20 protein-coding genes are annotated in these 22,211 nt (G+C 60.7%); 10 read left to right on the top strand and 10 right to left on the bottom strand.

Annotation, left to right across the window (positions count from 1 at the left end; translation table 11 throughout):
• Window position 1: 1 nt before the first annotated feature.
• Entirely contained in the window at window positions 2-241 is a 240-nt protein-coding gene (locus J2T09_RS08190; RefSeq protein ID WP_306833096.1) for a hypothetical protein, read from the bottom strand.
• 227 nt (window positions 242-468) lie between these two features.
• Between J2T09_RS08190 and J2T09_RS08185 the strand changes: the two genes are divergently transcribed.
• Complete coding sequence (locus J2T09_RS08185; RefSeq protein ID WP_306833095.1) at window positions 469-642, top strand: DUF1328 domain-containing protein; 174 nt, start codon at window positions 469-471, stop codon at window positions 640-642.
• A gap of 80 nt (window positions 643-722) precedes the next feature.
• Here J2T09_RS08185 and J2T09_RS08180 read toward each other — a convergent pair whose 3' ends face one another.
• Window positions 723-1,193, bottom strand: coding sequence for an Lrp/AsnC family transcriptional regulator (locus J2T09_RS08180; protein ID WP_306833092.1), 471 nt, complete (start codon window positions 1,191-1,193; stop codon window positions 723-725).
• 141 nt (window positions 1,194-1,334) lie between these two features.
• Here J2T09_RS08180 and putA point away from each other — a divergent pair, with 141 nt between their 5' ends.
• On the top strand, window positions 1,335-5,063 hold the full coding sequence (gene putA, locus J2T09_RS08175) for a trifunctional transcriptional regulator/proline dehydrogenase/L-glutamate gamma-semialdehyde dehydrogenase (protein WP_306833090.1): 3,729 nt from the start codon (window positions 1,335-1,337) through the stop codon (window positions 5,061-5,063).
• 79 nt (window positions 5,064-5,142) lie between these two features.
• On the opposite strand, the gene J2T09_RS08170 is transcribed toward putA, so the two are convergent.
• Window positions 5,143-5,268 (bottom strand): hypothetical protein, encoded by a 126-nt coding sequence (locus J2T09_RS08170; protein ID WP_306833088.1) that lies wholly within the window; start codon window positions 5,266-5,268, stop codon window positions 5,143-5,145.
• Between the two features lie 284 nt (window positions 5,269-5,552).
• Here J2T09_RS08170 and J2T09_RS08165 point away from each other — a divergent pair, with 284 nt between their 5' ends.
• From J2T09_RS08165 to J2T09_RS08135, 7 genes are all read left to right on the top strand, one after another.
• Entirely contained in the window at window positions 5,553-6,686 is a 1,134-nt protein-coding gene (locus J2T09_RS08165) for an ABC transporter ATP-binding protein (protein WP_306833086.1), read from the top strand.
• A gap of 37 nt (window positions 6,687-6,723) precedes the next feature.
• On the top strand, window positions 6,724-7,857 hold the full coding sequence (locus J2T09_RS08160; protein WP_306833084.1) for an ABC transporter substrate-binding protein: 1,134 nt from the start codon (window positions 6,724-6,726) through the stop codon (window positions 7,855-7,857).
• 281 nt (window positions 7,858-8,138) lie between these two features.
• Window positions 8,139-8,960, top strand: coding sequence for an ABC transporter permease (locus tag J2T09_RS08155; RefSeq protein WP_306833082.1), 822 nt, complete (start codon window positions 8,139-8,141; stop codon window positions 8,958-8,960).
• Entirely contained in the window at window positions 8,957-9,781 is an 825-nt protein-coding gene (locus tag J2T09_RS08150; protein WP_306833080.1) for an ABC transporter permease, read from the top strand. The genes J2T09_RS08155 and J2T09_RS08150 overlap by 4 nt, the downstream gene beginning before the upstream one ends.
• A gap of 7 nt (window positions 9,782-9,788) precedes the next feature.
• Complete coding sequence (locus J2T09_RS08145) at window positions 9,789-10,832, top strand: LacI family DNA-binding transcriptional regulator (protein WP_306833078.1); 1,044 nt, start codon at window positions 9,789-9,791, stop codon at window positions 10,830-10,832.
• A 51-nt stretch (window positions 10,833-10,883) separates the two neighbouring features.
• Complete coding sequence (locus J2T09_RS08140; RefSeq protein ID WP_306833076.1) at window positions 10,884-11,234, top strand: hypothetical protein; 351 nt, start codon at window positions 10,884-10,886, stop codon at window positions 11,232-11,234.
• 131 nt (window positions 11,235-11,365) lie between these two features.
• On the top strand, window positions 11,366-11,563 hold the full coding sequence (locus J2T09_RS08135; protein ID WP_306833074.1) for a hypothetical protein: 198 nt from the start codon (window positions 11,366-11,368) through the stop codon (window positions 11,561-11,563).
• A 76-nt stretch (window positions 11,564-11,639) separates the two neighbouring features.
• Here the strand turns inward: J2T09_RS08135 and J2T09_RS08130 are convergent, their stop codons facing one another.
• Both J2T09_RS08130 and J2T09_RS08125 read right to left on the bottom strand, forming a co-directional pair.
• Window positions 11,640-12,137, bottom strand: a complete 498-nt coding sequence (locus J2T09_RS08130) for an MgtC/SapB family protein (protein WP_306833073.1) — start codon at window positions 12,135-12,137, stop codon at window positions 11,640-11,642.
• Window positions 12,138-12,224: 87 nt separating this feature from the next.
• Window positions 12,225-13,475 carry an AGE family epimerase/isomerase gene (locus J2T09_RS08125; RefSeq protein ID WP_306833071.1) on the bottom strand — a complete coding sequence of 417 codons (1,251 nt, stop codon included), beginning with the start codon at window positions 13,473-13,475 and terminating at the stop codon, window positions 12,225-12,227.
• A gap of 186 nt (window positions 13,476-13,661) precedes the next feature.
• Here J2T09_RS08125 and metH point away from each other — a divergent pair, with 186 nt between their 5' ends.
• Window positions 13,662-17,429 (top strand): methionine synthase, encoded by a 3,768-nt coding sequence (metH, locus tag J2T09_RS08120; protein ID WP_306833069.1) that lies wholly within the window; start codon window positions 13,662-13,664, stop codon window positions 17,427-17,429.
• Between the two features lie 122 nt (window positions 17,430-17,551).
• Here metH and J2T09_RS08115 read toward each other — a convergent pair whose 3' ends face one another.
• From J2T09_RS08115 to J2T09_RS08095, 5 genes are all read right to left on the bottom strand, one after another.
• Window positions 17,552-18,439, bottom strand: coding sequence for an aminoglycoside phosphotransferase family protein (locus J2T09_RS08115; protein WP_306833067.1), 888 nt, complete (start codon window positions 18,437-18,439; stop codon window positions 17,552-17,554).
• 55 nt (window positions 18,440-18,494) lie between these two features.
• Window positions 18,495-19,085: a DAK2 domain-containing protein gene (locus J2T09_RS08110; protein ID WP_306833065.1), complete on the bottom strand. Its 591-nt coding sequence runs from the start codon at window positions 19,083-19,085 to the stop codon at window positions 18,495-18,497.
• A gap of 327 nt (window positions 19,086-19,412) precedes the next feature.
• Window positions 19,413-20,474 carry an ABC transporter ATP-binding protein gene (locus tag J2T09_RS08105; RefSeq protein WP_306833063.1) on the bottom strand — a complete coding sequence of 354 codons (1,062 nt, stop codon included), beginning with the start codon at window positions 20,472-20,474 and terminating at the stop codon, window positions 19,413-19,415.
• Between the two features lie 11 nt (window positions 20,475-20,485).
• The gene (locus J2T09_RS08100; protein WP_306833060.1) at window positions 20,486-21,274 is read right to left on the bottom strand and encodes an ABC transporter permease; all 789 of its coding nucleotides are present in this window, start codon (window positions 21,272-21,274) and stop codon (window positions 20,486-20,488) included.
• Window positions 21,275-21,284: 10 nt separating this feature from the next.
• The gene (locus J2T09_RS08095; protein ID WP_306833058.1) at window positions 21,285-22,160 is read right to left on the bottom strand and encodes an ABC transporter permease; all 876 of its coding nucleotides are present in this window, start codon (window positions 22,158-22,160) and stop codon (window positions 21,285-21,287) included.
• Window positions 22,161-22,211 lie beyond the last annotated feature (51 nt).

The following is a 22,211-nucleotide window of genomic DNA, read 5'->3' as shown; positions in this document are numbered from 1 at the left end:
CCTAATGCCCGTCCCGCTGCTCACCAGCCTCGAGAAGCGCGCGACGCAGAAGATCCTCATCATGCAGGCCAGTCTGGAAAAGGTGGATCGCCAATGCGGCCAGACGGACGGCTTCAGGGTCGCGCGTAGACAGGTGGAGTATGTTGAGCGAGCGCATGAACGCGCGCTCGACAAGCGATATGTCGGGTGGAGAGAGCGGCGGTTTCGCGATGGCCTGGGCGCTGGTGTTTATCGTTTTCATCCCTCGGATCGCCGATCTCTTTTATATTAGAGAGCCATTATGTTGGCGGGCCGTGGGATGATCAAGTCTGGCACACATCTATGGTTTACCAGTGGTAAGTGTGGCGGTGTGAAACACTCGCGGCTATCGAGATTTTTGGTGTTTTTTCTTTGATCGGGCGGGGCGCCGATGGAACCGCGATGGTTGTTTATCCGTTGTCAGGCCATTGAACACTAAGGACGAAATCCATGCTGAAATGGGCTCTCATCTTCCTCGTCATCTCCCTTATCTCCGGCTTTCTCGGGTTTTCGGGGATTTCCGCGGCGACAGCCGGTATCGCCAAGCTGCTGTTCTACATCGCGCTGGTGATCTTCCTGATCTTCCTCGTGCTGGCGCTGATGGCCGGCAGCGCCATCTTCTGACGGCGACCAGGGATTTGCCAGGAATCTGAATGTGCAGGCAGACCGTCATCTTAACCGATGACGGTCTTTCCGTATGGGGATCAGAAACCCTTGTCCTTCACCGACTGCATGACGACAAAAGTGGAGGTGCTGGCGACATGGGGCAGGGCGGAAATCTTCTCACCCAGCACGATGCGGTATCGGCGGATATCGGCGGTGCGGACTTTCAAAAGATAATCGAAGGAGCCGGCGATCATGTGGCATTCCTCCACCTCGCGCAGCTTCTTCACCGCCGTGTTGAATTCATCAAGCGCCTTCTCGCGCGTATCCGACAACTTGACCTCGGTGAAGGCAATGTGATCGAGCCCGAACTTTTGTGGGTTCAGCGTGGCGCGGAAGCCTGTGATATAACCTTCGTCGACGAGACGCTTCAGGCGAATCTGGCAGGGGGTCTTGGAAAGGCCGACCTTTTCGGAGAGATCGGTGATCGACATGCGGCCGTCATCTGCCAGCGCATCGACGATCTTGCGGTCGAAAGCGTCGAGTTCACCAGCGATCGTGGCTTTTGCCATGTATTTTGACTTTCAAGTGGCCTGATAAAAGAGAAAAACACCAGAAACTGACCGTATTCAAGTCAGCATGATGATTTGAGAAGATGATATTCAGCAGGAAAGCGGCACGTGTGATGCCGCAGCCCAGATGAGGACATCGCAATGGCAGACAGAGTGGAACAGCCAGCAGAGGCCCAACCGGTTTCGACGACGCAGATGGATCTGCCGTTCCAGCCGGTTTTCGAGGATTTTGCGTCGCCGGTCAGCGAAAAGACGCCGCTGCGCGCTGCCATTACCGCCGCCTATCGACGGCCGGAAGCGGAATGCGTGGCGCCGCTTCTTGAAGCCGCAACCCTTTCGGACGAGCTGAGCGCCAAGGCAAAAAACACCGCGCGCAAACTGATCACTTCGCTTCGCGCAAAACATCGCGGTTCCGGCGTCGAGGGGCTGGTGCAGGAGTATTCGCTGTCCAGCCAGGAGGGCGTGGCGCTGATGTGTCTGGCGGAGGCGCTGCTGCGTATCCCGGATACGGCGACACGCGATGCGCTGATCCGCGACAAGATTTCCGATGGCGACTGGAAGTCGCATGTCGGCGGCGGGCGTTCGCTGTTCGTCAATGCCGCAACCTGGGGCCTCGTGGTCACCGGCAAGCTGACCGCCACCGTCAATGATCGCAGCCTGACGGCAGCGCTGACCCGTCTGATCGCCCGCTGCGGCGAACCGGTGATCCGCCGTGGCGTCGATATGGCAATGCGCATGATGGGCGAGCAGTTCGTGACCGGGGAGACGATCGCGGAAGCCTTGAAGCGCTCGAAGGTCATGGAAGAAAAGGGCTTTGCCTATTCCTACGACATGCTTGGGGAGGCTGCGACGACGGCTGCGGATGCCGAGCGTTATTACCGCGATTACGAGACCGCCATTCATGCGATCGGCAAGGCCTCTGCCGGGCGCGGCATCTATGAAGGTCCGGGTATTTCGATCAAACTGTCGGCGTTGCATCCGCGTTATGTTCGCGCGCAGGCCGCCCGTGTGATGGACGAGCTTCTGCCGAAGGTGAAGGCGCTGGCGGCGATCGCCAAATCCTACAATATCGGCCTCAATATCGATGCCGAGGAAGCCGACCGGCTGGAGCTTTCGCTGGACCTGTTGGAAGGGCTCTGCCTCGACCCGGATCTGGCCGGCTGGGATGGCATCGGTTTTGTGGTGCAGGCTTATGGCAAGCGCTGCCCCTTCGTGCTTGATTTCATCATCGATCTGGCGCGTCGCTCAAAGCACCGGATTATGGTGCGTCTGGTGAAGGGGGCCTATTGGGATGCCGAGATCAAGCGGGCGCAGCTGGATGGTCTCGACGGTTTCCCGGTGTTTACCCGCAAGGTGCATACGGACGTTTCCTATATCGCCTGCGCCAAAAAGCTGCTGGCGGCGACGGATTATGTTTTTCCGCAATTCGCCACCCACAATGCGCAGTCGCTGGCGACCATCTATCATCTCGCCGGTTCCGATTTTCAGATCGGCAAATACGAGTTCCAGTGCCTGCATGGCATGGGCGAACCGCTTTACGAAGAAGTGGTCGGCGCCAAAAATCTCGGCCGTCCGGCGCGCATCTATGCGCCCGTCGGTACGCATGAAACGCTGCTGGCCTATCTCGTTCGCCGCCTGCTGGAAAACGGCGCGAACTCCTCCTTCGTCAACCGCATCGGCGACCCGCTTGTCTCGGTCGATGAGCTGATTGCCGATCCGGTGGATGTGGTCAACGCCATGGTCGAGCCGGGTGCCGGCCATGATCGGATCGCGCTGCCGGAAGACCTCTTTGGTGCTGCCCGCAAGAATTCGGCGGGGATCGACTTGTCCAACGAGGATGTGCTGGCTTCCGTCTCGGCTTCGGTGAAGCAGGGTGCGGCGATGGAATGGCGTGCCGTTCCGCAACTGATCGGTTCGGAAGCGTCCGGCGCGCCGCAGCCGGTGCGCAATCCGGGTGATCATCGCGATACGGTCGGCACTGTGACGGAAGCGACCGAGGAAGAGGCACGCAACGCGGTCGCCCGCGCTGCCGCTGCCGCCGCAAGCTGGGCAGCCGTTTCCCCGGTCGAGCGTGCCGAATGCCTGGAACGCGCCGCCGACCTGATGCAGGCGGAAATGCCGGGCCTGCTCAGTCTGGTCATGCGCGAGGCCGGCAAATCCATGGCCAACGCCATTGCCGAAGTGCGCGAGGCCATCGATTTCCTGCGTTATTACGCGCAGCAGACCCGCCGCACATTGGGACCGGCGCATGCGCCGCTCGGGCCGATCGTCTGCATCAGCCCGTGGAATTTTCCGCTGGCGATCTTTACCGGTCAGGTGGCAGCAGCCCTCGTTGCCGGTAATCCGGTTCTGGCAAAACCTGCTGAAGAAACACCGCTGATCGCCGCAGAGGGCGTGCGTATTCTGCGCGAGGCCGGCATTCCGCTGGAGGCGCTGCAATTCCTGCCCGGTGACGGGCGGATCGGTGCGGCACTCGTCGGTGCGTCTGAAGTGGCCGGCGTGATGTTCACCGGCTCGACGGAAGTGGCGCGGCTGATCCAGAAACAGCTGGCCGATCGCGTATCTACCTCCGGCCGCCCGATCCCGCTGATCGCCGAAACCGGCGGCCAGAACGCCATGATCGTCGATTCCTCGGCGCTGGCAGAACAGGTGGTCGCCGACGTCATCGCCTCGGCCTTCGACAGTGCCGGTCAGCGTTGCTCGGCGCTGCGCGTGCTCTGCCTGCAGGAGGATGTCGCCGACCGTATTCTGGCCATGCTCAAGGGCGCGTTGCACGAGCTGAACATTGGCCGCACCGACACATTGTCTGCCGATATCGGTCCGGTCATCACGGCGGAAGCCAAGGGCAATATCGAGGCGCATATCGAAGCCATGCGCGCGCTTGGCCGCAAGGTGGAGCAGATCGCGCTCGGCGATGCCACCAAGGCCGGTACATTCGTGGCGCCGACGATCATCGAACTGCCGTCGCTCGCCGATCTCAAACGCGAAGTGTTCGGCCCCGTCCTACACGTCATCCGGTATCGCCGCGCCGATCTCGACAAGCTGATCGACCAGATCAACGGTACCGGTTACGGCCTGACCTTCGGTCTTCACACACGTCTCGACGAAACCATCGCGCACGTGACCAGCCGCGTGAAGGCCGGCAATCTTTACGTCAACCGCAACGTCATCGGTGCTGTTGTCGGCGTTCAGCCGTTTGGCGGACGCGGATTGTCCGGCACGGGCCCGAAGGCGGGCGGACCGCTTTATCTCGGCCGTCTGGTCAGCGTGCCGCCGGTGCCGCCGCAGCTGAGCTCGGTGCATCGCGACGAGGCGACCGCCGATTTCGCGCGCTTCCTCGATGAAAGCGGCGAGAGCGATGCGGCGGAAGTGGTGCGCACGCTGGCAAGCACGTCGGCTCTCGGGCTGGAACAGGAACTGCCGGGACCGGTGGGTGAGCGCAATCTCTACGGCTTGCATCCGCGTGGCCGCATCCTGCTTCTGCCGCAGACCAAGGGTGGTTTGTTCTGGCAGCTGGGTGCCGCACTTGCGACCGGCAATACGGTGGTCATCGACGAGGAAAGCGGTCTGCGTGATGCGCTTTCCAAGCTGCCGGCCTCGGTTGCGGCACGTGTGACCTGGGCAAAGGACTGGGCCGGGCAGGGGCCTTATGCCGGTGCGCTGGTGGAAGGCGATGCCGAGCGGCTGAAGAGGCTGAACAAGGCGATTGCCGCGATGCCGGGACCGCTGGTTCTGGTGCAGTCGGCAACGACGGAGGCGCTCATTGCCGATCCGGAAGCCTATTGCCTTAACTGGCTGCTGGAAGAAGTGTCGATCTCCACCAACACGGCAGCGGCCGGCGGCAATGCCAGCCTGATGTCGATCGGATAGTCTTCAGCGGGACTGTCCAAAAGAAAGGCCGCGCGGACAAACCGCTGCGGCCTTTTTGATATACGGAGTTTTCTTCAGCCTAGTTGTCGACGCCGGCCATCTGTTCCGGGGTTGCGACAATGTCGTTGCCCAGTGTGTTGTCGGCATATTTCAGGCCGAGAATGCCCAGCACCGATGCGACCATGATCACGAATACAATGCGCATGCAAAAACTCCTTGATAGGTAAGCGGAAAACGACGATCGCCTTGTCGCGGTTCCCGCTCCCCTGGTTTCTGACGGGTTATGTGGGGATGGTGTTGCCCTGCTGCATCAGTGCCGACGCCCGGCAAATCAATGATCACGTCCAATTGTCGGATGTCTCGCACCCATTGTGACGTCCACTCAGGCACGGTCACGGCTCTATACCGAGCGAGTGTCATACGCCTGTAAAGAACGCCCTCTAGAGAAGCTTCCATAGTGATTGCACGCCTGTGCAATGGGGGCATGGTATGAGTGGTGACGGGTTTCTTCAACTGCGTGGCGTGGCCAGCCGTTATGGCCAGACGCGGGTCCTGAAGGATATCGATCTTTCGATCGGCAAGGGTGAGTTCGTGGCGTTGCTGGGCTCTTCCGGCTGCGGCAAGACCACGCTTCTGCGTGTCATCGCCGGTTTCATCGAACCGTCCGACGGACAGGTGGCTGTCAATGGCCGCGACATCACCCGCCATCAGCCCGACAAACGCGGCATGGCGCTGGTTTTCCAATCCTACGCGCTGTGGCCGCATATGACCGTGGCGCAGAATATCGGTTACGGCCTGCGGCTTCGCGGTGTCGCCCGCGACGAGATTGCCCGCCGGGTTTCCGAAATGGCCGAGCTTCTGGGGCTTTCCGGTCTTGAGGAGCGCAAACCCGCCAATCTTTCCGGTGGTCAGCGGCAGCGTGTGGCGCTCGGTCGCGCACTTGCCATCGACCCGGAAATTTTGCTGCTCGACGAGCCGCTTTCCAACCTTGATGCGCGTATCCGCCTCAGCGTTCGCCATGAGCTGCGCGCCTTGCAGAAGCGGCTTGGTATCACTGCCGTGCACGTCACCCACGATCGCGAAGAGGCGATGGTGATGGCCGACCGGATCGTCATTCTTGATGGCGGCCGCATCGCCCAGCAGGGTTCGCCGGAAGAGGTTTATAACCGGCCGGCATCCTCCTTCGTCGCCGCCTTCATGGGGGCGGAAAATCTGCTTGAACTCGACGGTGTTCGCGACGGGGAAACTTTTGTCCTGCAGCCGGGCTCTGCGGGCGAGGGCGGTTCGGTGCCGGTTGCCGGACGCGCTCTGGAAAGCGGTGCCGTCGAGGCGCGGTTCCGGCCGGAAGCGGCACGGCTGACGGATATCGATACGCCCGCGACAGAGCCCGGCGCGCGCTTCTTCGGTGAGGTGATGGCGGTGTCCTATCCCGGTGGCCATTGGCGCCATGCGGTCAAGGTCGGCGATCGCGAGATCATGGCCGATGCCGACCGCGCTTTTCCGCCCGGCCAGCCGGTTACCGTGTTCGTGCCGGCGGAGACGCTGTTCCTGTTCAATACGCCTTCGGGCGACCCTGTTTCCCGTCCCGGCCTGCCGTCGGAGACGGTGAAAATTCCAGCCTGACTTTTCTCTGATCCGACTTCAATCTCTGGAGAGAACCATGAAGAGATTTTCCTACGCTGCCATCGCCATCACGCTCGCTGCCTTTCCGGTAAAGGCCGCAGAACTGACGGTTGCCACCGCCGGCGACCAGAACATGGTCGATTACATCAATCAGTATCTCGGACCGTTGTTCGAAAAGACCTATCCGGGCAACACGGTCCGCGCCGTCGGCACCGGCCCCGGCGACAGCGGTTCGCAGAAGCTGCTGGAGCGTTTTGACGCCCAGGCAGCCGCCAAGTCTGAAAAGTGGGATGTCGACGTTGCCGTCGTCCACGAAAAGTTCGTCGGCCCGATGGTCACCAAGAACTATCTGGCAAAATATCGTGGCGATATCGAAACCGGCTCGCTGGTCACCCGCGACAACGCCAAGATGGCGCTCGGCACCAATGTCGACGGTTACGTCATGCCGATGTTCAACAGTCAGACGGCGCTTGCCTACAACCCGGATCTCGTGTCCAAGCCGCCGCAGTCCTATGCGGAACTGGCCGACTGGGCCAAGGCGCACCCAAAACAGTTCGGTTATAATGGCATCAAGGGCGGCGCTTCGGGCGTATCCTTCGTGATGGGCTGGATCTACGCCTTCGGCGATAGCGACGCCAACACGCTGATGAACGGCCCGTTCAATGCCGATGATACCAAGAAGTGGGACGGCGCCTTCAAGAGCTTGGCCGATTTCACCACCAATGCGACGCTGACGCCGGGCAATGCCGGCACGCTCGACCTTCTGTCGCGCGGCGAAATCGCCATGGGTCCGGTCTGGGTCGACATGTTCTATTCGTGGCAGGCCAGCGGCCAGCTGCCGCCGACCATGAAGCTCATCCTGCCGGCGCCGGGCATGCCGGGCCAGCCGATGCATTATGTCATCCCTGAAAAGACCGCCCAGAAGGAACTGGCCGAAAAGTTCGTGGCGCTTGCCACCAGCCCGAAGGTTCAGGCCGAAGGCATCGTCAAGCGCTTCAACTGGTACCCGGGCATCGACGCCGACAAGGTCAAGGCCGAACTCGACGACGCCACCTGGAACAAGCTGTTCGTCGACATCTCGCCGGCTGATCTGGCCGAAAAGGGCAAGCCTTTCCCGATCGCTCCTTATAACTCGGCGATCCTCGAGGCTTACGAGAAGTCGGTGAAGTAAGACGCGATCGCTCTTTTTTCGGGAGAGCTTTGCCTGGGAGCGGTGACGGTGCGGCGGGTCGATCTCCCCCTTGAGGGGGAGATGGCCGGCAGGCCAGAGGGGGGTGACGTCGTGCACAACTCCGATGGTCGGTCATGCCGCGCCGTTGCCTGCCCCCCTCTGTCACCTTCGGTGACATCTCCCCCTCAAGGGGGAGATCAGAGGGAGCAAGCGGCGCCGCTCCGGCAATGCGTCACCCCTTGAAGAAGAAATCACGTGCAGTCGCCTCAGCGAGCAAACCCATGTCCAGACGTCTCCTCGGTCTCCTTCTCGTCCTGCCCGCACTCGCGGTGATCGCGCTGTTGTTCATTCTGCCGCTGATCATGTCGGCAGTCGGCGCGTTTCAGGTCGATGGTGCATTCGGCTGGGGCAACTTTGTCAAAACCTTCGATCTCTACACGAAGGACATCATCTTCACCGTCGTCATCGTGTCGCTGTCGACCGTACTGATCGGCCTCGCCTCGATCGCCATCGGCGGATACCTGACGCTCGGCAACAACCCGGTTGCCGTCTCCATTCTGCGCTTTCTTTATCGCTGGCCGATGTTCATTCCCTTCATCGTCGTCGGGCAGTTGATGCGCACCTTCCTTGCCAAGAACGGCATGATGAACAATGCCGCCGTCAGCCTTGGCCTGATGACGCCGATGGAGACGATGAGCTTTCTCGACTGGCGCGGCATCGTATTTGCCTTCGTGTGGAAACAGACGCCTTTCGTGGCGCTGCTGGTAGCCGGTGCCATGGCCTCGCTCAATCGCGACACGATCGAGGCGGCGCGCAATCTCGGCGCATCGAAACTGCGGGTTCTGTTTGAAATCATCGTGCCGCAGGTGGCGGTGACGCTGACGGTCGGGCTGATACTCTCTTTCGTCACCATGATGTCGGTGCTCTCGGTACCGCTGATGATCAACGCCCAGTCTCCCACCATGCTGACCGCCGATATCGCCTTCCGCGTCAATGCCTATGGCGATTACGGCGTCGCCAATGCGCTGGGCCTGATCTCGCTGGTGCTCGCCTCTTCCGTCGCCTGGATCTATCTCCGCATCAGTCTCAAGGAGCGGACATGACCGCCTTGCGCAACAATCTCTCCGCCCTGTGGTGGGTGCCGCGCGGCATCGTCTTCGGGCTGATGGCCTTTTTCATCTTCGGGCCGCTGTTCAACATGCTTTTGTGGACCGTGACGGAGAAATGGTATTTTCCGCACACGTTCCCGCTCGAATACGGTTTCAGCTCCTGGGAAAAGGTTTTTGCGCCGCGTGGCGGGGCGCTGGAATCGCTCGGCAATTCGCTGGTCGTGGCGCTTTTGACGGTGGTCGTGTCGCTGGCTCTGGCCATCCCGGCCGGTTATGCGCTGGCGCGGCTGAAACTGCCGCTTCGGGGCGTGATCCTGCTCGCCTTCCTCATTCCGCAGGCGTTTCCGAACCTGACGGTCTACGTCAATATCGCCCGCATCTTTTACGAGATCGGCCTCAACGGCACGATCCCCGGCGTGGTTCTGGTGCATGTGTCGCACGGTCTCGTTTATGCCGTCTGGATCGCCACTGCCGCATTTTCAGCCATCGACCCGGAACTGGAACAGGCAGCCCGCAATATCGGTGCCGGGGCGTTGCGCACCTTTCGCGACGTGACCCTGCCGCTGGCCGCGCCCGGCCTGATGGCCAGCGCCATCTTCGTCTTCCTCGAAAGTCTCGACGAATTCACCGGCAGCTATTTTGTCGGTGCGCCCGACGTCAACATGCTGCCGCTGCTTCTCTACACGACCGCCTCCGGCGGCAATTACCAGATCGCTTCCATCACCGCCCTTCTGCTTCTCGTGCCCTCACTGGTCTTCATGGCCGTGGTGGAGCGCTTTTTGAAAGCCGACGTGCTGTCGCGCGTCGGACAATGAGGTTGCCATGACCGAAGACGCCAAAAACAATGGACGCATGCGCTTCGTCAGCGCCCAGCAGGTGGCTGAACTGGCGGGGGTTTCCCGCTCGGCCGTATCGCGCACTTTTACCAAGGGGGCGAGCGTTGCCCCCGCCACCCGCGAAAAGGTGCTGGCGGCGGCAAAAGAGCTTGGATATCACGTCAACGATCTGGCGCGGGGTGTGCTGAACAATCAGAGCCGGCTGGTGGGCATTGTGGCGATGAAACCGGAACTCGGTTTTCGTGCGCATCTGACGGCGGCGCTTGCCAAGGCGCTGATCCGGCGCGGCAGTATTCCGATCCTCATCAATACCGGGCAGACGGAAGCCGAATTGTTGGCGGCGCAAAAAATGCTGATCGGTCACCGGGCCGAGGCCACCATCGTGCTTTCCGGCTCACCGCCTGCGGCGTTTTTCGAGGAGGCGCAGCGTAATGGCCAGCCGCTGGTGATGATCGGCCGATCGGAAGCGGATGCCGACCATGTCCGCGCCGGCAATTCGGAAGCCTCTGCCAAGGCGGCAGACGCTTTTGTGGGGGCAGGGCGCACATATCTGGCGGTCGCCACATCCTCTTCCGGCACGCCGGCCATTCGCGAGCGCGAAACGGCTTTCGTAAGCTCGGCTGAAAAGGCGGGCTGTCGCACCTTGGTTGTCGAAGGCGGGCAGGAATCGGACTATATGACGGGGCTGGCGGCCGCGCGAAAACTGTTTGCCGGTGATGATCATCCCGATGCGGTGTTCTGCACCAATGACCTGATCGCATTCGGAGTGATCGACCATCTGCGCAAGGAGCGTGGTCTGCGCGTGCCGGAAGATGTCGCCGTCATCGGTTTCGACGACGTACCGGAAGCGGCATGGCTGAGTTTCCGGCTGACGACCTTCCGGCAGGACCCGATCGTGATGGCCGACCGGGCGGTGGAGCTGCTGCAGCGGCGCATGGACAATCCTGACGAACCGCCGTTTCAGGAGCGTGTCATTCCCGAACTGGTGGTGCGCGACAGCTTCTGGCCAGTTCTGGGCGCGAAGGCATAAAACTTGGCCGCAAGCTTCGGTCAGGCAAGGTGAGGGTAACAAGGTGCCTGAATGCCGAATCTGCCCCGACGGAGCCCCATGGAAAGCGCCAACCAGAATTATCGTGTTACTGCGGCCAATGCGCTGGTTGCGGAACTGATGACCGCCGCCGGCTCGATCGGCGCGGTAAAGCCGCATCAGCGCAGGATTCTGGTGGCGCGGGCGGCTGCGGCCATCGAGACGCAGCGTGAGTTGCTCGATATGGGCGAGGGGGCGATTTCGTTGCCGACGGGAATCGTTTCCGATCTCGATATGCTGCGGCGCGAATCCTCGGATTTTCCCGATCTTCTGGCAGCGCAAATCCTGCGTCAGGTGGCCGACGAAATACGCCGTCTTGCAGGTCTCGTTAAGCAAACGATCTAACATTTTCGTCAGATGTCGTTTCTGACATGGTTCCGTTAAATTTAATGGTTAATTTATTAACCTTCACTGGGAGAGAGTGAGGAACCGAAACGCTGGAGGCGCGTTTCGGATAGCACACGGGAGAAGCCAACATGTTCTTTAGCAAGCCTGCCACCACTGAACCTGTAACGGACGACATTTCGGCCACCGGCACCTTTGCCGACGGTGTGCTGCAGCTGACCGAAAAGGAACTGGCGGAGTTTGCCCGCAAGGATTTTTCCGGCGCCTCCTTCAAGCGTGATTACGGGTCGGCCCGTCGCGTTTCCGAATGCCGGGTCGCACAGGTCTGATCCCATCGGTTCATCGAGGTTTTTAAAAGGCGTCTGCCGGTCGCGGCAGGCGTCTTTTTGTTTGTCGACTGGCGGTTCAGTCGTCGTTCTCATCGTCCTTGATGCCCAGCGCCACTTCGCTATGGCGCACCAGCCAAAGCACGATGATGCCAGCGAGGGTGGCGATGGCCGCGATCAGCCAGAGGCCAAGCCCGACGCTGAGCCCGATGGCGCCCGACAGCCACATGCTGGCGCCGGTGGTGAGCCCCTGAACCGAACCGCGCGTGAAGACCACGACACCTGCCGCCAGAAAGGCGATGCCGCCGGTGACGGCCTCGATCAGGCGGATCGGGTCCATGCGCATGGCATCGTTGGCGGGCGCGAGATTGTTGGTGATGTGAAGCGTCACCAGCGTGAAGATGGTGACGGAGAGGCCGATCAGCATGTTTGTGCGCAGGCCGGCCATGTTCTTGTTGATGCGCCGCTCCAAGCCGATCAGCCCGCAAAGAACCATGGCGCCGAACATGCGGGTGACGAGGATGAGCACCGGCACCGGGCTTTCATGCGAAAATTCCTCGGCAAGTGCCTGTAGCATAACGCCTTCTCCATTCTTGTTGATGGAGAACACGTGAGGGCGGTGGTGGTTCCCGCAACGTGAAGTGCGGGAGCCAGTCTCTTGAAATCAGCGCGTTCCGGCTTCGAGAATGCCCCGCGTCACGCTGCCCGTGGCCGGGTAAAGCGGGATCAGGCAGGCTTGCAGGGCGTGGTAGATGTCGCCCTTGCCCGGAAACAGGTCATGCGAGGGTACGAGATCCTCGGTCAGTTCCTCATGCCAGCCGCCATGTTTGTGGTCGATGAAACGGCGTTCGATGACGTTCCAGATTTTGCGATAACTGTCCTCGTGGAAATCCGAGGGCAGGTGTTCATTGAGGAAGTGTGCTGCACCGGCGCCTTCGCAGGCCGGCCACCACAGCTTGTTGCGTTTTTCCGGCTTGTCGTTCCAGTCAAGCGTGTAGAAGAAGCCGCCTTTGTCCGTATCCCAGCCGAGCGCCATCGACTGCGCAAAAAGCTCGCGGGCCGCTTCCGGCATCCATTCGTGTTTCTTATTCCCGAGCACCCAGAGTTGCAGGATCAGGCGCGCCCATTCCAGCCAGTGGCCGGGCGTGGTCCCGGCCGGGCGGAACATTTCGTTCGGATGGTAATAGGCCTTGTCGATGGTCCAGTTGGTGTCGAAATGTTCGGCGACGCGCCAGTCGACCGAACCGGCGGCGCGGCGGATGATCAGGTCGGAAATGCGCTCTGCCTTGCGCAGATATTCAGCGTCGCCGGTTGCTTCGAAAGCGGCCATCAGCGCTTCCGTGAGATGCATGTTGGAATTCTGGCCGCGATAATGGCCGCCATCGAGCGGCTGCCAGTCCGGTGTGAACTCTTCGCGGATCGCGCCGTGTTCCTCATCCCAGAATTTTGTGTCGATGATCTCGGTAATGTCAGCCAGCATCTTGTCCGCCAGCGGATGGCCGACGAGTTTGGCCGAGGAGGCGGCGAGCAGCACAAAGGCGTGGCCGTAGCCCTGCTTGTTGGCATCGACCGGGCCGTTATCGTCGAGCGACCAGAAATAGCCGCCATTCGTCTGGTCGCGGTGGTGATGCCAGAGATAGTTCATGCCGTGATCCACGACATCATAGGCGCCCGGTCGGCCGAGCAGGGTGCCGATGGCAAAGCAATGCACGGCGCGCGCGGCAATATGGATGCTGCGGATCTGGCCTTCGGCGTCGAGTGGTCGGCCAAGATCGTCGAGATCGAAAAAGCCGCCCTTTGGGTTGATGGAATTGTGCTGGAAGAAGCTGAAGAGCCCGTTGGCCTGTGTGGTCAGCCAGTCGCGATGGTATGTGCGGCTCGTCCAGTTGCCGAGGTCGCGATCTGCCAATGCCATGAAGTCCCTCCAATTTCGTGCATAACAATCTGCCGATTGCCTATATAGGGCAGCCATGAGTCTGTCATCGGCCCGCTTTGGGGAATTGATGGCGAAAGGCCCATATAACATCCGTCATATATTGACATAAAGATATCTTTATGTGATCTGGGATGCCTGAAATCGATGACGTCAAGGGAGTGCGCCGTGTTCGACAATGTTTTCGGTCCTGAAGGGACAGTCCGCGACGGCAACGAAGTGTTCGCAGCGCTGCGCAAGGCGGCCAGCGAACGCATTCTCGTGCTTGACGGCGCCATGGGCACGCAGATCCAGGGGCTTGGCTTCGATGAAGACCAGTTCCGTGGCCACCGCTTTATCGGCTGCGCCTGCCATCAGCAGGGCAATAACGATCTTCTGATCCTCACCCAGCCGCAGGCGATCGAGGACATCCATTATCGCTATGCGATGGCGGGTGCCGATATTCTCGAAACCAACACCTTCTCCTCGACCCGCATCGCGCAGGCCGATTACGAGATGGAAAACGCGGTCTACGACCTCAACAAGGAAGGTGCGGAAATCGTGCGCCGCGCCTGCCAGCGCGCCGAACGCGAGGATGGCAAGCGCCGTTTCGTGGCCGGTGCCATTGGCCCGACCAACCGGACCGCCTCGATTTCCCCGGATGTGAACAATCCCGGTTTCCGCGCCGTTTCCTTCGACGAGCTGCGCATCGCTTATGGCGAACAGATCGACGGTCTGATTGATGGCGGCGCCGATATCATTCTGATCGAAACCATTTTCGATACGCTCAACGCCAAGGCCGCGATCTTCGCCTGCAACGAGCGTTTCGAAGCCAAGGGCATCACCCTGCCGGTGATGATTTCCGGCACGATCACCGACCTTTCCGGCCGCACGCTTTCCGGCCAGACGCCGACCGCCTTCTGGGATTCGGTCAGCCATTCCAACCCGTTCACGATCGGCCTCAACTGTGCGCTCGGTGCCGACGCCATGCGTCCGCATCTGCAGGAACTGTCTGCCGTTGCCGACACGTTCATCTGCGCCTATCCGAATGCCGGCCTGCCGAACGAGTTTGGCCAGTATGACGAAACCCCGGAAATCATGGCCGCACAGGTCGAGGGTTTTGCCAAGGAAGGCCTCGTCAACATCGTCGGCGGTTGCTGCGGTTCGACGCCGGACCATATCCGTGCGATTGCTGAAGCTGTTGCCAAACACAAGCCGCGCCCGATCCCGGAACATAAGCCTTTTATGTCGCTGTCGGGTCTCGAACCCTTCACGCTCACCAGGGACATTCCGTTCGTCAATGTCGGCGAGCGCACCAACGTCACCGGTTCGGCCAAATTCCGCAAGCTGATCACCGCCGGCGATTATACCGCCGCGCTCGCCGTCGCCCGCGATCAGGTCGAAAACGGCGCGCAGGTCATCGACATCAACATGGACGAAGGCCTGATCGATTCCGAGAAGGCGATGGTCGAGTTCCTGAACCTGATCGCTGCCGAGCCGGATATCGCCCGCGTGCCGATCATGATCGATAGCTCGAAATTCGAGATCATCGAAGCCGGCCTGAAATGCGTGCAGGGCAAGTCGATCGTCAATTCGATCTCGCTAAAGGAAGGCGAGGAGAACTTTGTCCGTCAGGCAAAGCTGGTGCGTTCCTATGGCGCGGCCGTCGTCGTCATGGCCTTCGATGAAACGGGGCAGGCGGATACGTATGAGCGCAAGGTCGAGATCTGCAGCAGAGCCTACAAGATCCTGACCGAACAGGCGGGTTTCCCGCCGGAAGACATCATCTTCGACCCGAACGTGTTTGCGGTTGCCACCGGCATCGAGGAACACAACAATTACGGCGTCGACTTCATCGAGGCGACCCGCACGATCCGTGAAAAGATGCCGCTCGTGCATATTTCCGGCGGCGTTTCCAACCTGTCCTTTTCGTTCCGCGGCAATGAGCCGGTGCGCGAGGCCATGCATGCCGTGTTCCTCTACCACGCTATCCAGGCGGGCATGGATATGGGCATCGTCAATGCCGGCCAACTGGCCGTTTATGATCAGATCGATCCGGAATTGCGCGAGGCCTGCGAAGACGTGGTGCTGAACCGCCGCGCCGATGGCACCGAGCGCCTGCTGGAAGTGGCAGAGCGTTTCCGTGGCGGTCCCGGCCGCGAGGCCAAGGTGCAGGATCTGTCCTGGCGCGAACGCTCCGTGGAAGAGCGTATCTCGCATGCGCTGGTTAACGGCATTACCGAATATATCGAGGCCGATACGGAAGAGGCGCGCCTTCAGGCCGAGCGTCCGTTGCATGTCATCGAAGGCCCGCTGATGGCCGGCATGAACGTGGTTGGCGACCTCTTCGGATCGGGCAAAATGTTCCTGCCGCAGGTGGTGAAATCCGCCCGCGTGATGAAACAGGCCGTGGCCGTTCTTCTGCCTTACATGGAAGAGGAGAAGCGCCTCAACGGCGGCGAGGACAAGAAGGCTGCCGGCAAGATCTTGATGGCGACCGTGAAGGGCGATGTCCACGATATCGGCAAGAACATTGTCGGCGTCGTTTTGGCCTGCAACAATTACGAGATCATCGATCTCGGCGTCATGGTGCCGGCGACAAAGATCCTCGAAACGGCGATTGCCGAAAAGGTCGATGTCATCGGCCTGTCCGGCCTGATCACGCCGTCGCTGGACGAGATGGTGCATGTGGCTGCCGAAATGGAACGTCAGGGGTTTGAGATCCCGCTGCTGATTGGTGGCGCGACGACCAGCCGTGTCCATACGGCGGTAAAAATCCATCCGGGCTATAACAAGGGCCAGACGGTTTACGTCACCGATGCATCGCGTGCGGTGGGCGTGGTGTCGAACCTGTTGTCGCAGGACGGCCGCGAAAAATATGTCGCCGATATTCGCGAGGAATATGCCAAGGTGGCGGCGGCGCATGCCCGCTCAGAGGCGGAGAAGGTGCGCCTGCCGCTCAGCAGAGCCCGTGAAAATGCCCAGAAGGTGGATTGGGATGCCTACACCCCGGTCAAGCCGCAGTTTTTCGGCACGAAGATTTTCGAAACCTACGATCTCGAAGAGCTGTCGAAATATATCGACTGGACGCCGTTCTTCCAGACATGGGAGTTGAAGGGACGTTACCCCGCCATTCTCGAAGACGAGAAGCAGGGCGAAGCGGCCCGCCAGCTGTGGACAGATGCACAGGCGATGCTGAAAAAGGTCATCGCCGAAAACTGGTTCCGTCCGCGCGCCGTTATCGGTTTCTGGCCGGCCAATACGGTGGGTGACGATATCCGCGTTTACACCGACGAAAGCCGGACCGAAGAGGCCGCGACCTTCTTCACGCTGCGCCAGCAGCTTTCGAAGCGCGATGGTCGTCCGAACGTGGCACTGTCCGACTTCGTGGCGCCGGTCGATAGTGGCAAGAAAGATTACGTCGGTGGTTTCGTCGTCACTGCCGGTATCGAGGAAGTGGCGATCGCCGAACGTTTCGAACGCGCCAATGACGATTATTCGTCGATCCTCGTCAAAGCTCTGGCCGACCGTTTTGCCGAGGCTTTTGCCGAGCGCATGCACCAGCGTGTGCGTAAGGAATTCTGGGGTTACGCGCCGGACGAGGCCTATGCCAACGAAGACCTGATCCACGAGGAATATGCCGGCATTCGCCCGGCGCCCGGTTATCCAGCCCAGCCCGACCATACGGAAAAGGACACGCTGTTCCGTCTGCTCGATGCGACGGCGGCAACCGGAGTCGAGCTGACCGAAAGCTACGCCATGTGGCCGGGCTCGTCGGTTTCCGGCCTCTATATCGGCCACCCGGACAGCTACTATTTTGGCGTCGCCAAGGTGGAGCGCGACCAGGTGCAGGACTATGCGGCCCGCAAGGGCATGGCGATCGAGGAGGTCGAGCGCTGGCTGGGGCCGGTGCTGAACTATGTGCCGCAAAGTGCTGCCAAGGATGAGGCGGCCTGAGCCGCGTCGTCACCACGTCGTCATGCTCGGGCTTGTCCCGAGCATCCGCTACGTCGCGATTTTGGTGACGTGCTTAGACCCTCGGGACATGCCCGAGGGTGACGCCAAGGGGGCGGCGGCGTTCAGGCGAGAAGCAAGCCGAGCCGATCCAACGTCACCCGGCATTGTCGGCACAAGGCCTCGTTGCGGCCGCCTCGGTAATAGCTCAATGCGATAACGGCGCCGTAGAGCGCCCAGCCTTCTGCGCGCAGCCAGTCCTCATCCGACAAGTCGAGCGCCTTGCGAAAATGGTCACGGGCTGTGGGATCGATAAAGACCCATGCGGTGGCATAATCGGCGGCCGGATCGCCGACGGCGGCGAGCCCCCAGTCGAGGACAGCGTGAAGTCGGCCATTGCGGGCAAGCAGATTGTCGGCCTTCAGGTCTCCATGAAGCCACACGGCCTGTTCAGGCAAGGGCAGGGTGCAGGCGCGTTTCCAGAGTGCGTGTGCCGCTTCGCTGTCGATCTCGTCGGCGAGAATGTCGATGGCCGGCAGGGTGACGGCGGAGAGATCGTCAAGCGCGACGCCACGGCGGTTGTTGAGCGGGCCAGATCGAGGCGCGTCCTTGGTATGTTTCAGATGTAACGCACGAAGGAAGGCGGCGAGATCGTCTGCCGCCTGGAACGGATCGGAGATCTTGTCGGGGGTGGCGATATCGCCCATGAGCCAGTCGAAGATGCCGAAATCAAGAGGTTGATCGAGGTCGGCCGTGCCGCGATATCGCAGGTTCGGCACGGCGAGCGGCAGGCCCTGCATATATGGCAGCCAGTCCAGTTCCTTGCGAGCCAGATCAACGGCGTGGCCTCGGCGCGGCAGCCGCAGCAGAAGCACGTCACCAAGCCGGTAAAGCGCATTGTCCGTGCCGGAAGAGGCGAGGCGCTCGCAGGGCAGCTCTGCCCATTGCGGGGTGTGATCCGCAATCAGTTGTCGAACACGGTTTTCGGGCAGAGAGATATCGTCATCGTGCATGGCATGACGTTAGGTGAGGCATGTGACACCCGCATGGCGGGAATTTGCGAAAAATTCAATTTTCCTGGCTCAGCGCATCACGCATGGCGCGAATGACGAGGATGGAAGAGAGTTCTCCAGCCCCGGGTTTTGGAAAACCGGCCGGCTGTTCTTCGGCCGCCTCGGTGGCGGCCTGCAGACAGGCGGACAGCTTGCCACCGGCGGCGGATTCCATCGCATAGGCTTTTGCCGCACGTTGCCACACGACGGCGATTTCCGCGCCGCCGGGTTCCCGCTCGGCGTGATCGCGAAAGCTGGTGGCCATTGCGGCAAAGGCGCTGCCGAAATCCTCGGCGAGAATGGAGCGTTTGCGCATCAGGGCGCTGCCGGCGCGGCGGAATGCGCTGGCATAAAGGCGGGGCGCGACGCCCGGAATGGTGAGAAGTGTTTCGGCGGCAAGGTCGAAATAGCGGCCAGGGGTCCATTCCGACGGTTCAAGGCCGGCAAGTTCGGCTTCGATCGCGTCGAACATGTCCGGCGTCACGGCACCGTGGTCGCCGCGACCTTCCTTGTCCGTCAACAGCACCAGACGGTGGCTGTTTTCGTTGATCGCCACCGCGATCTCGGAAAACATTTCGAAGATTGAAACGCTGTCGGTGTTCCGCATGAAACCCTGCCTTTCTTTCCTGTGCCTTTATCCGGTCTCTCAAAAAGTTTTTGGCTTTGCAAGGGTAGAAACGCCCCGAAAACGAGCAGGTTAGCGTAGCTGGCCGGTGTGGCGGGGCTCTCCAACCACCACAATTATTGTGCGCTGCCGCATCTTTCGCACTAGCGAAAAGCCCGGAAAACCGGGCTTTGTGAGCGATCCTCACGAACGGCTGCAAGTGCCGTTTTTGGGCGGCTTTTTCCGCCGTTCACGGCCCTTTACGTTTTTTCGCAATCGGTGATCACAAAATGCGGCGTGACCATCGTTTTCCACAAGGGGTCGCTAAAATTAATCGCGGATGACCAGAAGGTCACCGGCGGAAAAACGCAGCGTGACCACTTCGTCCGGCGTCGGCATGACGAGATCCGGCGAATTGAACATATCGAAGGAAATGACGTTGCCGCCGACATCGATGCGGGTGCGCACTACCGAGCCGAGGAAGTTCGCGGACACGACCTTGCCGGTGACCGCGGTATCGCCCTTCGCACCCTCGGCGATCGAACCCGCTTCGGGGCGCAGCGCCAGCGAAATCTTTTCGCCACCGGTCTTGTCGGCGATCGATTCACGCAGGGTAAGCGTCTGGCCGCCAACCGTTACGGTCGACGCTGACGGATCGACGACGGTCGCCTTGATGATGTTGAGCGTGCCGACGAAAGAGGCGACGAAGCGGGTGGCCGGGCGATTATAGATATCCGAAGGGGTGCCGATCTGGTCGGCGCGGCCGGCATTCATGACGACGATACGGTCGGAGATCGACAGCGCCTCTTCCTGGTCATGCGTGACGAACACGGTGGTGATACCCAACTGCCGCTGGATCATGCGGATTTCCTCACGCAGCGACACGCGGATCTTTGCGTCCAGCGCGGAGAGCGGCTCGTCGAGCAGCAGGACCTGCGGTTTCGGGGCAAGCGCACGCGCCAGTGCCACGCGTTGCTGCTGGCCGCCGGACATCTGGTAGGGGTAGCGGTCGGCGAGGTGCTCGAGATGGATGAGTTTCAGCATCTCGTTCACGCGCTTTTCGATTTCGGCCTTGGGCTGGCCTGCCACTTTCAGGCCAAACGCAACGTTGTCGAACACGGTCATGTTGGGGAAGAGCGCATAGGCCTGGAACACCATGCCGATATTGCGCTGGTTGGGTTTCAGGCGTGTCTGGTCCTTGTCGGCGATATGAATCGTGCCGCCGCTCGGCTGCTCGAAACCGGCGATCATGCGCAGGATCGTCGTCTTGCCGCAGCCAGAGGGCCCGAGGAAGGAGATGAACTCGCCCTTTTCGATCGACATGTTGAAATCATGCACGACCTGGGTCTGGCCAAAGCTCTTCTTGATGTTTGAAAGTGCGAGAAAGGGCATGGGTTAAACCTTTAAGGACGGGACTGTGTCAGCTTGCCGAAGCGCGACACGAGCTGGATGAGGCCCATGGAAAGCCAGGTGATGGCAAAGGCGATGATGGCGAGCGCGGAGGGCTCATAGGCCTTGTTGGCGCCGACGAGCTGCAGATAGGGGCCGAAAGCCGGACGGTTGAGAAGCGCGGCCATGGTGAATTCGCCAATCACGATGGCAAAGGTGATGAACGCACCCGACAGCACGCCGGACATCACGTTCGGAAAGATGCAGCGGAACATGATGGTCGGCCATTTGGCGCCAAGGATTTCGGCCGCTTCCGTCAGCGTGCGCACATCGATGGTGCGCATGGCGGTATCGACCGAGCGGTACATGTAGGGCAGCGACAGGGTGATGTAGGACATCACCAAGAGGATGTTGGTGCCGAGCAGCGAGCCGGTGAAGGGAATGTAGGAGGCCGAATTGTAGAGCCGGAGATAACCGAACACGATGACGATGGCCGGAATGACCAGCGGCATCAGCGTGACGAATTCCACGAAGGGGCGCATCTGCGGCAGGCGCAGGCGCACCCAATAGGCGGTCGGCACGACAAGCAGCATGCCGAAGACGATTGTAAAGAGCGCCATCAGCATGGAAAAGCCAAAGGTCTGCTGGAACTGCACGTCGGAAAACACCGAACCATAGGCATCCAGCGAATATTCGCCACGGCGCATGCGCAGCGAAAATTCGAACGTGCCGGCCAGCGGCACGAAGAAATAGGTGACGCCAACGGCGATGGCGAACCAGGCGAAGAATTTGGTCATCTTCATGCGCGCGCCCTCACTTCTGCCAGCGTTCGGCGCGCATGCGCAGCCAGATATAGAGGATGTTGGACAGGCCGGTGATCACGATCATGCCGAGCGCCAGCGCATAGCCGAGGTTCGGGTTGTGCAGCACGTCGCCGCGGATCTGTGCGTAAAGCAGGATCGGCACGATGTTGAGCGAGGCGCCGGTCAGCGCATAGGCCGTGGCGATGGCGCCGAAGGCGTTTGCGAACAGGAGAAGCGAGGTGCCGAGCAGGCTCGGCCACAGGATCGGCAGGCCGATCATGCGCCAGTATTGCCAGTTGGAGGCGCCGAGGATTTCGGAAGCCTCGCGCCATTCCTTCTTCAATCCATCCAGCGCCGGCGTCAGGATCAGCACCATGAGCGGAATCTGGAAGAACATGTAGGTGATGGTCAGGCCGAAGAACGACAGGAGGTTGAAGCCCGTCGAATAAAGGTTGAAGCCGAACCAGTCACGCAGCAGCACCGTCACAAGCCCGGTGCGGCCAAGCGTGGCGATGAAGGCAAAGGCCAGCGGCACGCCGGCGAAATTGGAGGCGACGCCGGAAAAGGTCAGGAGGCCGGAGCGGATCCACGAGGGAAGGCCACCGAGCACGATTGCCCAGGCCAGGAAAAATCCGATCAGCGCGCCACCCAGCGAGGAGGCAAGCGAAACCTTGATCGAAATCCAGTAGGCGGACATGATGGTCGGCGTGAAAAGACCGGCAATGTTCTCGAAGGTGAAATGGCCCTCGGCGTTGAAAAACGCGCCGCTAACCAGATAGAGCGTCGGGGCAATCAGGAACATCAGCGCGAAGATCATGAACGGCGCAATGCCGAGCCAGTCGATGATCGTGCGGCGATCGATGAGGGGAGAGGATGCGGTGGACATCAATGCCGCCGTTTCTGCCGGAGGAATGAAAGCCTCCCCGCGTTTTCGCGG

This window comes from Neorhizobium huautlense (genome assembly GCF_030811685.1).
Taxonomy (GTDB): Bacteria; Pseudomonadota; Alphaproteobacteria; order Rhizobiales; family Rhizobiaceae; genus Neorhizobium; species Neorhizobium huautlense_A.
This window is presented reverse-complemented; position numbering and strand designations above follow the sequence as displayed.

Coding starts and splice junctions, on each gene's coding strand:
- putA (WP_306833090.1), top strand. CDS start 1,335: ATGGCAGACAGAGTGGAACAGCCAGCAGAGGCCCAACCGGTTTCGACG.
- J2T09_RS08160 (WP_306833084.1), top strand. CDS start 6,724: ATGAAGAGATTTTCCTACGCTGCCATCGCCATCACGCTCGCTGCCTTT.
- J2T09_RS08190 (WP_306833096.1), bottom strand. CDS start 241: ATGAAAACGATAAACACCAGCGCCCAGGCCATCGCGAAACCGCCGCTC.
- J2T09_RS08115 (WP_306833067.1), bottom strand. CDS start 18,439: ATGCACGATGACGATATCTCTCTGCCCGAAAACCGTGTTCGACAACTG.
- J2T09_RS08150 (WP_306833080.1), top strand. CDS start 8,957: ATGACCGCCTTGCGCAACAATCTCTCCGCCCTGTGGTGGGTGCCGCGC.
- J2T09_RS08110 (WP_306833065.1), bottom strand. CDS start 19,085: ATGCGGAACACCGACAGCGTTTCAATCTTCGAAATGTTTTCCGAGATC.
- J2T09_RS08135 (WP_306833074.1), top strand. CDS start 11,366: ATGTTCTTTAGCAAGCCTGCCACCACTGAACCTGTAACGGACGACATT.
- J2T09_RS08155 (WP_306833082.1), top strand. CDS start 8,139: ATGTCCAGACGTCTCCTCGGTCTCCTTCTCGTCCTGCCCGCACTCGCG.
- J2T09_RS08105 (WP_306833063.1), bottom strand. CDS start 20,474: ATGCCCTTTCTCGCACTTTCAAACATCAAGAAGAGCTTTGGCCAGACC.
- J2T09_RS08145 (WP_306833078.1), top strand. CDS start 9,789: ATGACCGAAGACGCCAAAAACAATGGACGCATGCGCTTCGTCAGCGCC.
- J2T09_RS08170 (WP_306833088.1), bottom strand. CDS start 5,268: ATGCGCATTGTATTCGTGATCATGGTCGCATCGGTGCTGGGCATTCTC.
- J2T09_RS08140 (WP_306833076.1), top strand. CDS start 10,884: ATGCCGAATCTGCCCCGACGGAGCCCCATGGAAAGCGCCAACCAGAAT.
- J2T09_RS08180 (WP_306833092.1), bottom strand. CDS start 1,193: ATGGCAAAAGCCACGATCGCTGGTGAACTCGACGCTTTCGACCGCAAG.
- J2T09_RS08095 (WP_306833058.1), bottom strand. CDS start 22,160: ATGTCCACCGCATCCTCTCCCCTCATCGATCGCCGCACGATCATCGAC.
- J2T09_RS08185 (WP_306833095.1), top strand. CDS start 469: ATGCTGAAATGGGCTCTCATCTTCCTCGTCATCTCCCTTATCTCCGGC.
- J2T09_RS08130 (WP_306833073.1), bottom strand. CDS start 12,137: ATGCTACAGGCACTTGCCGAGGAATTTTCGCATGAAAGCCCGGTGCCG.
- J2T09_RS08125 (WP_306833071.1), bottom strand. CDS start 13,475: ATGGCATTGGCAGATCGCGACCTCGGCAACTGGACGAGCCGCACATAC.
- J2T09_RS08100 (WP_306833060.1), bottom strand. CDS start 21,274: ATGAAGATGACCAAATTCTTCGCCTGGTTCGCCATCGCCGTTGGCGTC.
- J2T09_RS08165 (WP_306833086.1), top strand. CDS start 5,553: ATGAGTGGTGACGGGTTTCTTCAACTGCGTGGCGTGGCCAGCCGTTAT.